Annotated in this window: 11 protein-coding genes; 4 read left to right on the top strand and 7 right to left on the bottom strand. The window is 68.4% G+C overall.

The annotated features are described in order from the left end of the window. Positions 1-73 precede the first annotated feature (73 nt). Genes ABNQ38_RS12620 through nirB form a run of 3 tightly spaced genes read right to left on the bottom strand, consistent with a single transcriptional unit; the run spans position 74 to position 5,702 of the window. Positions 74-2,767 carry a molybdopterin-dependent oxidoreductase gene (locus tag ABNQ38_RS12620; protein WP_377807715.1) on the bottom strand — a complete coding sequence of 898 codons (2,694 nt, stop codon included), beginning with the start codon at positions 2,765-2,767 and terminating at the stop codon, positions 74-76. Then, a complete protein-coding gene (nirD, locus tag ABNQ38_RS12615) occupies positions 2,760-3,167 on the bottom strand; it encodes a nitrite reductase small subunit NirD (RefSeq protein ID WP_377807714.1) in 408 nt (135 codons plus the stop codon). Before nirD ends, ABNQ38_RS12620 begins: the two co-directional genes overlap by 8 nt. A gap of 6 nt (positions 3,168-3,173) precedes the next feature. Beyond that, positions 3,174-5,702, bottom strand: coding sequence for a nitrite reductase large subunit NirB (gene nirB, locus ABNQ38_RS12610; protein ID WP_377807713.1), 2,529 nt, complete (start codon positions 5,700-5,702; stop codon positions 3,174-3,176). An 803-nt stretch (positions 5,703-6,505) separates the two neighbouring features. Between nirB and ABNQ38_RS12605 the strand changes: the two genes are divergently transcribed. From ABNQ38_RS12605 to ABNQ38_RS12590, 4 genes are all read left to right on the top strand, one after another. Next, positions 6,506-7,909 (top strand): CmpA/NrtA family ABC transporter substrate-binding protein, encoded by a 1,404-nt coding sequence (locus ABNQ38_RS12605; protein ID WP_377807712.1) that lies wholly within the window; start codon positions 6,506-6,508, stop codon positions 7,907-7,909. Positions 7,910-8,067: 158 nt separating this feature from the next. Further along, entirely contained in the window at positions 8,068-9,147 is a 1,080-nt protein-coding gene (locus tag ABNQ38_RS12600) for an ABC transporter permease (protein WP_377807711.1), read from the top strand. A gap of 11 nt (positions 9,148-9,158) precedes the next feature. Continuing rightward, the gene (locus ABNQ38_RS12595) at positions 9,159-10,823 is read left to right on the top strand and encodes an ABC transporter ATP-binding protein (RefSeq protein ID WP_377807710.1); all 1,665 of its coding nucleotides are present in this window, start codon (positions 9,159-9,161) and stop codon (positions 10,821-10,823) included. A gap of 101 nt (positions 10,824-10,924) precedes the next feature. Beyond that, on the top strand, positions 10,925-11,761 hold the full coding sequence (locus tag ABNQ38_RS12590; RefSeq protein ID WP_377807709.1) for an aldo/keto reductase: 837 nt from the start codon (positions 10,925-10,927) through the stop codon (positions 11,759-11,761). Between the two features lie 40 nt (positions 11,762-11,801). Here ABNQ38_RS12590 and ABNQ38_RS12585 read toward each other — a convergent pair whose 3' ends face one another. The 4 genes from ABNQ38_RS12585 to fliP are packed head-to-tail and all read right to left on the bottom strand — an operon-like array spanning position 11,802 to position 14,667. Then, on the bottom strand, positions 11,802-12,518 hold the full coding sequence (locus tag ABNQ38_RS12585; protein WP_377807708.1) for a hypothetical protein: 717 nt from the start codon (positions 12,516-12,518) through the stop codon (positions 11,802-11,804). Between the two features lie 45 nt (positions 12,519-12,563). Continuing rightward, positions 12,564-13,592, bottom strand: a complete 1,029-nt coding sequence (locus ABNQ38_RS12580; RefSeq protein WP_377807707.1) for a flagellar motor switch protein FliG — start codon at positions 13,590-13,592, stop codon at positions 12,564-12,566. Positions 13,593-13,601: 9 nt separating this feature from the next. Continuing rightward, on the bottom strand, positions 13,602-13,886 hold the full coding sequence (locus ABNQ38_RS12575; protein WP_377807706.1) for a hypothetical protein: 285 nt from the start codon (positions 13,884-13,886) through the stop codon (positions 13,602-13,604). A gap of 4 nt (positions 13,887-13,890) precedes the next feature. Next, positions 13,891-14,667 carry a flagellar type III secretion system pore protein FliP gene (gene fliP, locus ABNQ38_RS12570; RefSeq protein ID WP_377807705.1) on the bottom strand — a complete coding sequence of 259 codons (777 nt, stop codon included), beginning with the start codon at positions 14,665-14,667 and terminating at the stop codon, positions 13,891-13,893. Between the last annotated feature and the right edge of the window lie 4 nt (positions 14,668-14,671).

Raw genomic sequence — 14,671 nt, 5'->3', positions numbered from 1 at the left:
GGGAAAGGACGAAGCACCGCCGCCGGCACCCGCGAACCGCGGGACCAAGAGGCGCGCCAGCGCCGCAAGACCATCAAGCCACTTCGCGCTGGTGGGCATGACGAAGCACCTCCTTGAGTTCGGGAACGCAGGAACCACAATTCGTCCCGGCCTTCAACGCCACGCCGATCTCCGCCACGCTGGTCAGCCGGCGGTCGCGGATGGTACCCACCAGCCGGTTGATGCCGACGCTGAAGCAGGCGCAGACGATCCGCCCCTCATCCGCCAGCGCCCCCGGCGCCCGGCCGGCAAGCAGCCCGGCCCGCGCGCCGTCCTCCAGACTGTCCGTCTCCAGCAGCCCGGCGAGCCAGCCGCGCGGCGGCAGACGCCCGTCGGCGGCGACGAACAGGCAGGCCTCCAGCCGGTCGCCCTTCATCCAGGCCATGCGCAGGCCGCCACGCGCCTCGTCGCGGAACTCGACCACCGCCTCGGCCGGATCGAGGCCGGGCAGCCAGGATTCCACCGCCGGAATCGCCCCCGCCCCCGCCATCTCGACAAGATGCCCGCCCGCCACCGCGCGGCGCGCCCAATAACCGCCATGCCCGGGCTCCACGGCATGGCGGACCAGCAGGAAGGCGGTCCAGTCCGGCCGCCAGGGCAGGACCGTCGCCGGCATCCGCTTCAGGTCGGGCTGGCCGGAGAGCGGGTCCACCGCCTCGTCATCGACCAGCCGGCCGATGACGCAGGCACCGGTGAAGCGCTCGGTCCAGTGCATCGGCAGGAAGACCGTGCCTTCGCCCTGGGCATCGGTGACGCGGACGCGGGCCAGTGCCTCCCCGGCCGCCGTCGTGATGCGAGCCAGCCCGCCATCCGCCAGCCCCCGCGCCAGCGCGTCGGCCGGACTGACGTCCAGCCGCGGTTCCGGCGCATGGGCGGACAGCCGGGCCGACAGGCCGGTGCGGGTCATGGTGTGCCACTGGTCGCGCAGCCGGCCCGTGTTCAGCAGCAGGGCGCCGTCCGGCACACTGCGCGGCAGCGGCTTCGCCGTGACCGCCAGCATCCGGGCGCGCCCGTCCGCGGTGAAGAACCGGCCGTCGCCGAACAGCCGCTTCTGCGGCTCGCCCCCCGCCCGCCAGGGCCAGGGGAAGGGCGACAGCGCGTCGTAGCCGGCATCGTCCAGCCCGCTCAACGCGCCGATGTCGAAGGCCCGTGTTCCGCCATTCTCGAACGCCGACAGCGCGGCATGCTCGCGGAACAGCTCGGCGGCGCTCTCATAGGGAAAAGCCTCGGCGAAACCCATCCGCCGGGCAACCTGGGTGACGATCCACCAGTCGGCCCGTGCCTCCCCCGCCTCCGCCTTGAAGGCCCGCTGGCGCGAGATGGTGCGGTCGGAGTTGGTGACGGTGCCGTCCTTCTCGCTCCAGCCCCTGGCCGGCAGGCGGATATGGGCGAAGCGGCCGGTATCGGTGTCACGGATGCAGTCGGAGACCACCACCGTCTCGCAGCGCTCCAGCGCCCGCCGCACCCGGCCGGCGTCGGGCATGCTGACGGCGGGATTTGTCGCCATGATCCACACCGCCTTGACCGTCCCGGCCTCGATGGCGCGGAACAGGTCGACCGCCTTCAATCCGGGTTTGGCCGTCACGCGCGGTGTGTTCCAGAAACGGCCGACCCGGTCCACCTCTTCCGCCGTGAAGCCCATATGGGCGGCGAGCTGGTTCGCCAACCCGCCGACCTCGCGCCCGCCCATGGCGTTCGGCTGCCCGGTGACGGAGAAGGGGCCGCAGCCGGGCCGGCCGATGCGCCCGGTCAGGAAATGCAGGTTCAGGATGGCGTTGACGGTGTCGCTGCCCTGGGAGGACTGGTTCACGCCCTGCGAATAGACCGTCACCACCCGGTCCGTCGCGGCGAACTCGGCATAGAAGGCGGCGACCTCCGCCTCCTCCAGCCCGCAGCGGCGGGCCACCGTCGCCACATCCGGCGCATCGGCGCGGGCGGCGGCCAGCGCCTCCTCGACCCCCTCGGCATGGGCGGCGACGAAGCCGGCATCGCGATGGCCGCGGCTGTCCAGATAAGCCAGCAGACCGTTGAACAGCAGCGCATCGGTGCCGGCCTTCAGCGCCAGATGGCGGTCGGCGGCATCGACGCAATCGGTGCGCCGCGGATCGACGACGACGATCCGCGTGCCGCGCTCGGCCCGCGCCGCCAGCAGCCGCTGGTTCAGCACCGGATGGCACCAGGCGAGGTTCGACCCCACCAGCACCACCAGATCGGCGCACTCGAAATCCTCGTAGCTCCCCGGCACCGCATCGGCGCCCAGGCCCCGCTTGTGCCCGACCACCGATGAGGCCATGCACAGCCGCGAATTGGTGTCGATGTTCGCCGAGCCGATGAATCCTTTCATCAGCTTGTTGGCGACGTAGTAATCCTCGGTCAGCAGTTGGCCGGAGACGTAGAAGGCGACCGAATCCGGCCCATGCTTGGCGATGGTGTCGGAAAAGCGCCGGGCGACCTCGTCCAGCGCCTCGTCCCATGACACGCGCTGCCCGTCGACTTCGGGATGGAGCAGCCGCCCGTCCGGCACCAGCGTGTCGGCCAGCGCCGATCCCTTGGAGCAGAGCCGTCCCCGGTTCGCCGGGTGGTCGGCATCGCCGCGAACGGTCACGGCACCAGTCGCTGCCACCGTCGCGATCACCCCGCACCCGACCCCGCAATAGGGACAGGTGGTCTTCACCTCCCGTTTCGGCCCGGAGGACGGCCCCCCGCTTGGGTCAGGCCCGTCAAACATGGCCGCAGGCCTTGCGGCAACCGCCGCGCGACAGCTTGGCCTCACCGAGCGCGATGGCGACGCTGCGCCCCTCGACCCGCACCGGAACATGGCCGGTGCGGCCTTCGTCGGGTGCGACGGCCTCGCCGGTCGCCAGCTCGATCACCCAGTTGTGCAGCGGGCAGGTGACGCGGCGGCCGTGGACGATGCCCTGGGACAGCGGCCCCTGCTTGTGCGGGCAGGCATCCTCCAGGGCGAAGACCTCGTCGGCCGCCGTGCGGAACAGGGCGATGTCGCCGCCGGGGGTGCGGACGACGCGCGAGCCCAGCACGGGGATGTCGTCGATGCTGCCAACCTGGGTCCAGACGGTTTCCGAGATGGTGGGCTCGGAGACGGCGTTTTCCACGATGATGCTGTCCATGATCCGTTACCCCACTTCGGCGAGCAGATTGAATTCGTGACGGTCGACGCCCTTGGCGGCGCGTTCCGCCCACGGGTCGTCCTGCGAGAAGGTCTGCGAGAACAGGAAGCGCGCGTTCAACGCCCGGCGCCGCTCCGGATCCTCGACCAGCGCCGCCTTGATGTGGTCGAGGCCCACACGCTCCACCCACGGCGCGGTCCGCTCCAGATAGCGGGCCTCCTCGCGGTAGAGCTGCATGAAGGCACCGGTGTATTCCAGCACCTCCTCCTCCGTGCCCACGCGGACCATCAGGTCGCAGGCGCGGACATGCAGGCCGCCATTGCCGCCGACATGCAGCTCGTATCCGCTGTCGATGCAGACGACGCCCAAATCCTTGATGGTCGCCTCGGCACAGTTGCGCGGGCAGCCGGACACCGCCAGCTTGACCTTGTGCGGGGTCCAGGTGCCCCAGGTCAGCCGCTCCAGCTTGACGCCCAGCCCCGTCGAGTCCTGCGTGCCGAAGCGGCACCATTCCGAACCGACGCAGGTCTTCACCGTGCGCAGCCCCTTGGCATAGGCGTGTCCCGACACCATCCCGGCGGCATTCAGGTCGGCCCAGACCGCCGGCAGATCCTCCTTCTTCACGCCGAACAGGTCGATGCGCTGGCCGCCGGTGACCTTCACGGTGGGGATGGCGAACTTGTCGACCACGTCGGCGATGGCGCGCAGCTCGGCGGCATTGGTCAGGCCGCCCCACATGCGCGGCACGACCGAATAGGTGCCGTCCTTCTGGATGTTGGCGTGGGCGCGCTCGTTGATGTAGCGCGACTGGTAGTCGTCCCGGTACTCGCCCGGCCAAGCGCACAGCAGATAGTAGTTCAGCGCCGGCCGGCAGGAGGCGCAGCCGTCGGGTGTCGTCCATTCCATCGCCTGGAACAGCTCGGGCATGGTCTTCAGACCACGCTCGACGATGGCCGCCCGCACCTGATCATGGGTGTGGTGGGTGCATTTGCACATCGGCTTGACCTTGGGCGCCGCCGTGAAGCCGTCGCCCAGCGTCACCGCCAGCAGCCGCTCCACCGTGCCGGCGCAGCCGCCGCAGGAAGCCGACGCCTTGGTGTGGGCCTTCACCTCGTCCAGGCTGGTCAGGCCCTTCTCGGTGATCGCCTTGACGATGGTGCCCTTGCACACGCCGTTGCAGCCGCAGATCTCGGCAGAGTCGGGCAGTGCCGCGATGGCGGCGTTCGGGTCGCCGGCATCGCCGCTGCCGAACCCTTGCCCGAAGATCATGGTGTCGCGCTCGGCCGAGATATCGGCGCCGTCCTTCAGCAGCGAGAAGTACCAGGCGCCGTCCTTGGTGTCGCCATACAGCACGGCGCCCAGCAGCTTGCCGTCCTTCAGCACCAGCCGCTTGTAGACGCCGCGCGCCGCATCGCGGAACACGATGTCCTCGGTCCCCGCCCCGCCCGAGAAATCGCCGGCGGAGAACACATCGACACCGGTGACCTTCAGCTTGGTCGAGGTGACGGAGCCGGTGTAGGCGGCATCCTCCCGACCGGCGAGGTCATGGGCCAGCACCTTCGCCATCTCGAACAGCGGAGCGACGAGGCCCCAGGTGACGCCACGATGCTCGACGCATTCGCCGACCGCGTAGATCGACGGGTCGCTGGTGCGCATCCGGTCATCGACGCGGATGCCGCGCCCGCACTCCAACCCGGCGGCCTTGCCCAGCGCCATGTTGGGACGGATGCCCACCGCCATGACGACGATGTCGGCCGGCAGCTCGCGCCCATCCCGCAGCCGCACCGCGCTGACCCAGTCGTCGCCCCCCGGATTACTTCCAACGATTTCCGCCGTGTCGGCGCCGGTCAGCACTTCGATGCCGCGGCGCTCCAGTTCGCGCTGCAGCAGCATGCCGGCCGACGGGTCGAGCTGGCGCTCCATCAGCGTCGGCATCAGATGGACGACGGTGACCTCCATCCCCTTGACCCGCAGGCCGTTGGCAGCCTCCAGCCCGAGCAGGCCGCCGCCGATCACCACGGCCCGCCCGCCCTTCGCCGCCGCCGCCAGCATGGCGTCGACGTCGGCCAGATCGCGGAAGCCGATGACGCCCGGCAGGGTCGATCCCGGCACCGGGATGATGAAGGGCATGGATCCTGTGGCGATCAGCAGCCGGTCATAGGGAACGACACGGCCGGACTGCGAGACGACGGTCTTGGCCTCGCGGTCGATGCCCTCCACCGGCTCGCCGGTCAGCAGGGTGATGCCGTTGGCGTCGTACCACTCGCGGCTGTTCAGCACGATCTGGTCGAAGGTCTTCTCCCCCGCCAGCACCGGCGACAGCATGATGCGGTTGTAGTTGGGATGCGGCTCGGCCCCGAAGACGGTGATGTCGAAGCGGCCGGGCGCCTTGGCCAGCAGCTCCTCAACCGTCTTCATGCCGGCCATGCCATTGCCGACCACCACCAGCCGTTCCCTGACCGGGCCGACGCTGTGCAGTTCTGCTTCGTTGGATTCGACGGCGGGCCCGTTGTTCGATGAGAGATGCATGTCCATGGCGCGTCTGCCTCGTCTATCGTGTCCGGCCTGCTGCGAAGTCAGGCACGGGGCCAAAAAGAAAGGCGTCCGAACGGGCCTGAATCCCTGCTTGGCGAATGGTTCGCGAAGGCGGGAGCAGACCTGTTCGGACGCCGTTGTCCGGGCGGTTCGTCGTCGAACCAGAGCCAAACCCGCGCGTCGTCGCGTGGGCTTCGGCGGTGTCGCGGGCACTGGCGACGTTGCTGGCGCCCGCTGTTGTCTCGGCATCCCCTTCGCAATCCGCGTGCCAATCGCTGCGTGACCGACTGCTAACGGCAAAACTCCAGGGATTCCGCGGCCTCGCCTGCCTCACCCCGCCCGATACCTAGGTGCCTATTTTTGGATCATGCTTAGGTATTGCACAAAGCATCGCCATCCAGCTTTGTGTGCGCCGCAAAAAACGGCAGACGACCCAATACCCTTGACAGGCGGCTCATACCTTCCGCCGGGTCATAGCCAACGGATTCAACCGCTCCGGCCGATTTTTCAGCAAAAGCCATCCTTTGGCATGAGGCTTGCGAAGAGGGGGCCAAAGACGCGCCAACGACGGTGCGTACATCCCAAGCGTCCAATGATGGGCCAGCCCCCGGCAGTGTTGCCGACCCCATCGACAAGCCTTTCCATAAGGCTTTTCCGGTCGATCCCGCTGGACGCTTTCGACGGCCAAGGCACCTCTACAGCCATCTGCCCGAAAAACAGCCAGTCCGGGACTTGCCCAGAAAATCGTCACCGGTGTCGCATGCCCGACCGCTGGTCCGGATTTCAGAGATGGAGCAACCGACGTGGCCCAAATCTCCCGCACCGCCTCCTGCACCCTCCGCCACCTTCTCGCATCCGCTGCTGCGGCCGTCGCCCTGACCGCAGGCGTCTCTGCCATCGCCGCCCCGCTCGACGTCGAAAAGGAACAGCTGAAGCTCGGCTTCATCAAGCTGACCGACATGGCGCCGCTCGCCATCGCCGTCGAGAAGGGCTTCTTCGAGGATGAGGGCCTGTCCGTCACGCTGGAGCCGCAGGCGAACTGGAAGGTTCTGCTCGACCGCGTGATCTCCGGCGAACTGGACGGCGCCCACATGCTGGCCGGCCAGCCGCTGGGCGCCACCATCGGCTTCGGCACCAAGGCGCACATCGTCACCGCCTTCTCGATGGACCTGAACGGCAACGGCATCACGCTGTCGAACGACGTCTGGCGGAAGATGAAGGCCAACGTGCCCAACGGCGCCGACGGCAAGCCGCTCCACCCGATCAAGGCCGACGCGCTGAAGCCGGTGATCGCCCAGTACAAGGCCGAAGGCAAGCCTTTCAACATGGGCATGGTCTTCCCGGTCTCGACCCACAATTACGAGCTGCGCTACTGGCTGGCGTCGGGCGGGATCAACCCCGGCTTCTACAGCCCGACCGACGTGTCGGGCCAGATCGGCGCCGACGCGCTGCTGTCGGTCACCCCGCCGCCGCAGATGCCGGCGACGCTGGAGGCCGGCACCATCTACGGCTACAGCGTCGGCGAGCCGTGGAACCAGCAGGCGGTGGTCAAGGGCATCGGCGTGCCGGTAATCACCGACACCGAGATCTGGAAGAACAACCCCGAGAAGGTCTTCGGCGTCACCGACGACTGGGCGAAGAAGAACCCCAAGACCCATCTGGCCGTCGTCAAGGCCCTGATCCGCGCCGCCCAGTGGCTGGACGAGAACAACAACGCCAACCGCGCCGAAGCGGTGAAGATCCTCGCCAAGTCCGAATATGTCGGCGCCGACGCCACGGTCATCGCCAACTCGATGACCGGCACCTTCGAGTACGAGAAGGGCGACAAGCGCGACGTTCCCGACTTTAACGTCTTCTTCCGCTACAACGCGACCTACCCCTTCTATTCCGACGCCGTCTGGTACCTGACCCAGATGCGCCGCTGGGGCCAGATTGCCGAGGCCAAGCCGGACGCCTGGTACGACGAGACTGCCCGCAAGGTCTACAAGCCGGACGTCTATCTCCAGGCCGCGAAGCTGCTGGTCGAGGAAGGCAAATCAAAGGAAGCCGACTTCCCGTGGAAAAGCGACGGCTACAAGCCGGTCGACAACGGCTTCATCGACGGCATTCCCTATGACGGCCACAAGCCGAACGACTACCTCGCCAAGCAGCCCATCGGCCTGAAGGGCGACCAGAAGATCGAGGGCGGTCAGGTGGTGGGCGGCTGAACAGTATTGCCCTCACCCGCCCAATCCTCCCTCTCCCCCCGGGGAGAGGGTCGGGGTGGGGGGACGCACAAGCCGAACTGATTTCGGCTGCGCCGAACCCCCTCATCCTAACCTTCTCCCCAGGGGGGAGAAGGGATCTTTCCAAGGGGAAGACTTCCATGACCAGCCTAACCGACACCTCCGCCGACCTTGCCCGCGCCCAGCGCAAGGCCCGCCGCGCCCACACCCTCAACCGCGTCGCCTCCGCGCTGACCGCCGTCGGCCTCGGCTGGCTGGCGCCGCTGCTGCGGCTCGCCGCCGGCGAGAATCCGCGCCAGCAGGGCGTCGAGCTGTGGCGCCAGATGGGCATCCCGCTGACCGCCATCCTGCTGTTCCTCGCCGCCTGGGGCTGGGCCGCCCCGCAGGTGCAGACCAGCCTCGGCGCCATCCCCGGCCCGGCCCAGGTGTGGGAGCAGGCGACCAACCTCTATGCCGACCACAAGGCCGAACGCGCCAAGGAGGCCGCTTTCTACGACCGGCAGGCCAAGCGCAACGCCGAGATCCTGGCCAAGGATCCGAAGGCTGAGGTCAAGACCCGCCCCTACGCCGGCAAGCCGACCTATTTCGACCAGATCGTCACCAGCCTGAAGACGGTCTTCACCGGCTTCCTGCTCGGCGCCCTGGTGGCGGTGCCGCTGGGGGTGGCGAGCGGCCTGTCGCCGACCGTCAATGCCGCGATCAACCCGCTGATCCAGATCTTCAAGCCGGTGTCGCCGCTGGCTTGGCTGCCGCTGGTCACCATGGTGGTCAGCGCCACCGTGTCGGGCAGCGACCCGCTGTTCGAGAAGTCCTTCCTGACCTCGGCCATCACCGTCACGCTCTGCTCGCTGTGGCCGACCCTGATCAACACGGCGGTCGGCGTCTCCTCCATCGACCGCGACCTGATGAATGTCGGTAAGGTACTTCAGCTCTCCGGCTTCACCATGGTTCGCCGCCTCGTGCTGCCGTCGGCCCTGCCCTTCATCTTCACCGGCCTGCGCCTGTCGCTGGGCGTGGGCTGGATGGTGCTGATCGCCGCGGAGATGCTGGCGCAGAACCCCGGCCTCGGCAAGTTCGTCTGGGACGAGTTCCAGAACGGCTCCGCCAGCTCGCTCGCCAGGATCATGGTCGCGGTCTTCACCATCGGCCTGATCGGCTTCCTGCTCGACCGCGTGATGCTGGCGCTCCAGTCCGCCGTCAGCCACAGCCCCGCCCGCTAAGGAGACCGGCCATGGCGATCCTGGACCTGAAGGGTGTGTCGAAGTCCTACGGCGGCACGCAGGTGCTGCGCGACATCGACCTGTCGATCGAAGAGGGCGAGTTCGTCGCAATCGTCGGCTTCTCCGGCTCCGGCAAGTCGACCCTCATCAATCTGATCGCCGGTCTGGCGATGCCCGATACCGGCGAGGTGCTCTACCGCGGCAAGCCGGTCACCGGCCCCGGCCCGGAACGCGGTCTGGTCTTCCAGTCCTACTCGCTGATGCCCTGGCTCAGCGTGAAGGAGAATGTCGCCCTGGCGGTGGACGCCGTCCACAAGGCGAAGGGCGGCGCCGAACGCGGCGTGCTGACCCGCCGGGCGGTGGAGACGGTCGGCCTGGGCCACGCCACCGACCGCCGGCCGAAGGAGTTGTCGGGCGGCATGCGCCAGCGCGTCGGCTTCGCCCGCGCGCTCGCCATGAGCCCGGAGATGCTGCTGCTGGACGAGCCGCTGTCGGCGCTCGACGCCCTGACCCGCGCCAAGCTTCAGGACGAGATCGAGGCGATCTGGCGCAAGGACCGCAAGACCGTCATCCTCATCACCAACGATGTGGACGAGGCGATCCTGCTGGCCGACCGCATCGTGCCCCTGACCCCCGGCCCGAACGCCACGCTCGGCCCCGCCTTCACCGTCGATCTGCCGCGCCCGCGCGACCGCACCGCCGTCAACCATGACGAGGACTTCAAGCGCCTGCGCGCCGAGGTCACCGCCTATCTGATGGAGGTCGGCGTCGCCCGCGGCACCGGCGGCGATGACGACCTGACCCTTCCTGACGTGAAGCCGATCACCGCCTCGCCCCCGCCCAAGGCCTATATCGAGGCGATGGGCGGGCGCGGGATGGAGGACCGCTATCTCGAATTCACCCGCCTGACCAAGATTTTCGCCACGCCGAAGGGTCCGCTGACCGTGGTGGACGGCTTCGACCTGAAGATGCGCAAGGGCGAGTTCGTCTCGCTGATCGGCCATTCCGGCTGCGGCAAGTCCACCGTGCTGTCGATGGTGGCGGGGCTGGCCGACATCACCAGCGGCGGCATCATCCTGGACGGCAAGGAGGTCGACGGCGCCGGTCCGGACCGCGCCGTGGTGTTCCAGGCGCCCAGCCTGTTCCCCTGGCTGACGGCTTACGAAAACGTCATGCTGGGCGTCGACCGCGTCTTCCCCCATGCGAGCAAAGGCGAGCGCGCCGACATCTCCCGCTATTACCTCGCCCGCGTCGGTCTTGGCGATAGCATGGACAAGAAGGCGTCGGAACTGTCCAACGGCATGAAGCAGCGCGTCGGCATCGCCCGCGCCTTCGCCCTGTCGCCCAAGCTGCTGCTGCTCGACGAGCCCTTCGGCATGCTCGACAGCCTGACCCGCTGGGAGTTGCAGGAGGTGCTGATGGAGGTGTGGGCACGCACCAAGGTCACCGCGGTCTGCGTCACCCACGATGTGGACGAGGCGCTGCTGCTGGCCGACCGGGTGGTGATGATGACCAACGGCCCGAACGCGAAGATCGGCCACGTCCTGAGCGTCGACATCCCCCATCCCCGCACCCGCCAAGCCCTGCTGGAGCACCCGCGCTACTACGACTACCGCGAGGAGCTGCTGAACTTCCTCGAAGGCGGCCATGCCGGGGCGCCGAAAAAGGCGGCCTAACGGCGTCCCATCCCCCGGAAAGCCCACCGAAGATCCATCGACAAGCTGGCCCCGCGAGGCCAGCTTGTTGTCTTTCGGCGATTGAGACGGGAGAGAGGAAGATGAAGCGCGTGACCCTGCCGGACGGCACCGAGGTCCCGGCTCTCGGCCAGGGCACCTGGATGATGGCGGAGGGCCGCGGCGACCGCGCCGCCGAGATCGCTGCGCTGCGGACCGGCATCGACCGCGGCCTGACCCTGATCGACACCGCCGAGATGTATGGCGACGGCGCGTCGGAGGAGTTGGTGGGTGAGGCCATCGCCGGCCGGCGCGACGGGCTGTTCATCGTCACCAAGGTCCTGCCCAGCAATGCCTCGCGCATCGGCACGGTCAAGGCCTGCGAGCGCAGCCTGAAGCGGCTGGGGATCGACCGCATCGACCTCTACCTGCTGCACTGGCGCGGCGGCGTGCCGCTGGAGGAGACGGTCGAGGCGTTCCAATCGCTGATCCAGGCCGGCAAGATCGCCCGCTGGGGCGTCTCCAACTTCGACGTCGACGATCTGGAGGAGCTGGCGGAGGCCACCGATCTGCACGGCTGCGCCGTCAATCAGGTGCTCTACAACCCCGAATACCGCGGCATCGAATACGACCTGCTGCCCTTCCAGCACACCGCCCGCATGCCGGTGATGGCCTATTCCCCCATCGGCCAGGGCGGCCGCCTGCTGCGCTCTCCCGCCTTGCTGGCGGTGGCGAAGCGCCACGGCGTGACACCGGCCCAGGTCGCGATCGCATGGGCGCTGCGGCAGCAGGGGGTGATCGCGATCCCCAAGGCCGGCACGACGGCGCATGCCCTCGAGAATGCCGAGGCGGTCAAGCTGGCTTTGACCGGCGAGGACATCGCGGAGATCGACAAGGCCTTTCCGCCGCCGAAACGCAAGCAGCCGCTGGCGATGATCTGAGCGATGATCTGGGGATGGCCGAAGGAGCGGAACGCCCTGGTCACAGCGCCAGATCGGACGACAGAGGCTGGTCCAGACCGAGCCAGGCATCGGCCAGCGGACCGACGGTCAATGCCCCGTCGATCCGGCAGTCGGCCAGGGCGGTGCTAAAGGTTTCGTGCAGGTCGGCCAGGGCGGCGGACGGCAGGCCCATCGCCAGACGCAGGGTCACGTCCAGCCGCCTGCCGGCCAGCGTCGCCATCAGCTGCACCGGGCCCAGCCGCTGCGGCCGGGCCTGAAGCACCAGAGTGATGCGGTCGGACAGCCCGTCCTCGATCCCGACGGCACAGAGCAGCCCGTCGTCGCTGTCGAGCAGGGGCACGCGCGACAGCCGCCACAGCCGTCCGTCCACCGGCTGGAAACGCGACGCCAGCGCCCGGTCGCACTCGTCGATCAGCAATCCGCCGTCCAGATCCGCCAGCCGTGCCGCCGCGTCGGCTCCGACCCAGCTGCGGCAGCCGCCGGCGGTCGCCGCCAGGAAGAGGGCGAGCGCTGCGCCGAACGTCGAATCGCAGCGCGGCAGGCAGCCGCGCGCGAGCACCGCATCGGCCGGCGACAGCGAATCCAGCAGGTCGAGCAGACGGCGCACCAGCGCCGGCGCCTCGTCGCCATCGGCCGTGGCCTGGACATGGGCGGCGGGTGACGGCGGCGAGGCGAAATGCGCCGCCAGCAGGCTCGGCGGCGGCACATGCCGGGGAACGAGGTCGCGCCCCGCCATTCAATCGGCCTCCATCCGGATGGTCCCCATTCCGTGGCGCTCCGCTCAATAGACGACGGCGTCGGCGTCGTCGGATTGCGGGATGATGATGGTGCCGTCCTCCGCCATCGCCTTGGCGACGCGAACGATCTCCGCCTGGGCGTCGTTGACGTCGCGCATGCGCAAGGGGCCCATGTTCTCGATCTCGTCCAGCAGGATCAGGCGGGCGCGTTCCGACAGGACCGACAGGAAATGGTCGCGCTGGGCCACGGGCGCGCCCTTCAGCGCGATGGCGAGTTGGCCGGTGTCGCAACGGCGGATCACCGCCTGCAGCGAGACGCGGTCGAGCCGCATCAGATCCTCGAAGGTGAACATCAACTGCTTGATGCGCTGGGTCGGCTCCGGCATCACGGTTTCCAGATCGTCGAAGATCTCGGTCAGCGTCTCGCGGTCGATGCGGTTGAAGATGTCGGCCATCCGCTCCAGCGAGTCGTTGCCGTGGGTGCGGGCGTAATTCGCCATGAACTCGTTGTGCAGGATCGATTCGATGTCCAGCAGCACCTCGCGCTGCACCGATTCGATCTGGATCATGCGCTCGATCACCTCGGTTCGCGCGGCCGGCGGCAGCAGGACCAGCACCTTGGCGGCGTGGTCGGCGCGCATCTTGGACAGGATGACCGCCGCCGTCTGGGGATATTCGCCGGCCAGATAGCTGGCGAGCACCCCCTCGTTCACGTTGGACATCTTCTCCCACATGGTGCGGCCGGCCGGGCCGCGGATCTCGCCCATGATCTCCGTCACGCGGTCGGCCGGCAGGAAGCGGTTCAGCATCCGCTCCGTGCTGTCGTAGGACCCGACGACCGAGCCGGCATTGGCGAAGCGTTCGGTGAAGATGCGCATCAGCGTCTCCACTAGATTAGAGGTGACGTTGCCCAGCGTCGCCATCGCCCGGCTGACGAGGCGGATCTCGTCCTCGTCCAGCCGCTCCATCAGCCGGGAACCGCGTTCCTCGCCCAGCGCCAAGAAGATGACCGCACTCTTCTCCACGCCGGTCAGGCTCTTGTAGTTCTCACGGATCTTGATCGGCGTTCCCATGGCGGCACCTCAGAATGAGCAATCGGCGGAGGGGGCGGAAGATGGGGCGGTATCGGACGCGTCGGCCGGCGGCAGGGCCAGCGCACGGTCATGGCGGAAGGCCACCGCCATCACCGCCCCGGCCACCAGCAGCAGCGGATGCGGGATCAGCGGGTTGGGATCGAGGACCCTGAGCAGCCCGGCAACGGAACCGTCCTCCGGCACCGCCACCCCGCGGCGGCGGGCCAGCGCCAGCAGGCTGTCGGCCAGACTGGCGGTGGGACTGGCTGAAATGTCGGAGGGCGTGTCGTCCATCGCCTCACACCCCATAGGAGCGGATCAGGCTGCCGGCGATCAGGAACCAGCCGTCGGTCAGCACGAAGAAGATGATCTTGAAGGGCAGCGCGATCATCACCGGCGGCAGCATCATCATGCCCATCGCCATCAGGATCGCCGCCACCACCATGTCGATCACCAGGAAGGGCAGGAACAGCAGGAAGCCGATCTCGAAGGCGCGGCGCAGTTCCGACAGCAGGAAGGCCGGCATCAGCAGCCGCAGATCGACGCTTTCCGCCGTCACCGGCCGCTCGTCCCGTGCCGGTTCCGTATTCTCGCCGGCCGGCTTCGGCTTTGCGGTGAAGGCGGCGAAGGCGGCCAGATCGCGGTCCCGGACATGCGAGGCCATGAAGCCGCGGAACGGTTCGATCATCCGCTCCAGCCCCTGCTCCTGCGTCACCTGCTCGTTCAGCAGCGGGCGCAGTCCGTCCTGCCAGGCGCTGTCGATCACCGGCCCCATGATGTGGAAGGTCAGGAACATGGCGAGGCTGACCAGCACCATGTTCGGCGGCGACTGCTGCAACCCGAGGGCGGAGCGCAGCAGCGACAAGACAACGATGATGCGGGTGAAGCAGGTGACCATGATCAGCAGGCCGGGCGCGACGCTGAGCACCGTCAGCAGCACGATGCCCTGGACGATCCGTCCCGACAGGCTCCCCCCGTCCGCCAGCGATCCGAGTGCACCGAGATTGAGGTCGAGCGGCGCCGCCGCGGCCGGACCGGCGGCGAGGAGGACGGCTATGAGGATCAGGAGGCGCATGCGG

This window comes from Azospirillum sp. A29 (assembly GCF_042604625.1).
Lineage (GTDB): Bacteria > Pseudomonadota > Alphaproteobacteria > Azospirillales > Azospirillaceae > Azospirillum > Azospirillum palustre.
Note: the sequence above shows the minus strand (reverse complement) of the source record. Positions and strands in the feature narration are given on the sequence as shown.

Excerpts from the sequence above, each read along its gene's own strand:
- ABNQ38_RS12620 (WP_377807715.1), bottom strand. The coding sequence starts at position 2,767 with ATGTTTGACGGGCCTGACCCAAGCGGGGGGCCGTCCTCCGGGCCGAAA.
- nirD (WP_377807714.1), bottom strand. The coding sequence starts at position 3,167 with ATGGACAGCATCATCGTGGAAAACGCCGTCTCCGAGCCCACCATCTCG.
- nirB (WP_377807713.1), bottom strand. The coding sequence starts at position 5,702 with ATGGACATGCATCTCTCATCGAACAACGGGCCCGCCGTCGAATCCAAC.
- ABNQ38_RS12600 (WP_377807711.1), top strand. The coding sequence starts at position 8,068 with ATGACCAGCCTAACCGACACCTCCGCCGACCTTGCCCGCGCCCAGCGC.
- ABNQ38_RS12595 (WP_377807710.1), top strand. The coding sequence starts at position 9,159 with ATGGCGATCCTGGACCTGAAGGGTGTGTCGAAGTCCTACGGCGGCACG.
- ABNQ38_RS12590 (WP_377807709.1), top strand. The coding sequence starts at position 10,925 with ATGAAGCGCGTGACCCTGCCGGACGGCACCGAGGTCCCGGCTCTCGGC.
- ABNQ38_RS12585 (WP_377807708.1), bottom strand. The coding sequence starts at position 12,518 with ATGGCGGGGCGCGACCTCGTTCCCCGGCATGTGCCGCCGCCGAGCCTG.
- ABNQ38_RS12580 (WP_377807707.1), bottom strand. The coding sequence starts at position 13,592 with ATGGGAACGCCGATCAAGATCCGTGAGAACTACAAGAGCCTGACCGGC.
- ABNQ38_RS12575 (WP_377807706.1), bottom strand. The coding sequence starts at position 13,886 with ATGGACGACACGCCCTCCGACATTTCAGCCAGTCCCACCGCCAGTCTG.
- fliP (WP_377807705.1), bottom strand. The coding sequence starts at position 14,667 with ATGCGCCTCCTGATCCTCATAGCCGTCCTCCTCGCCGCCGGTCCGGCC.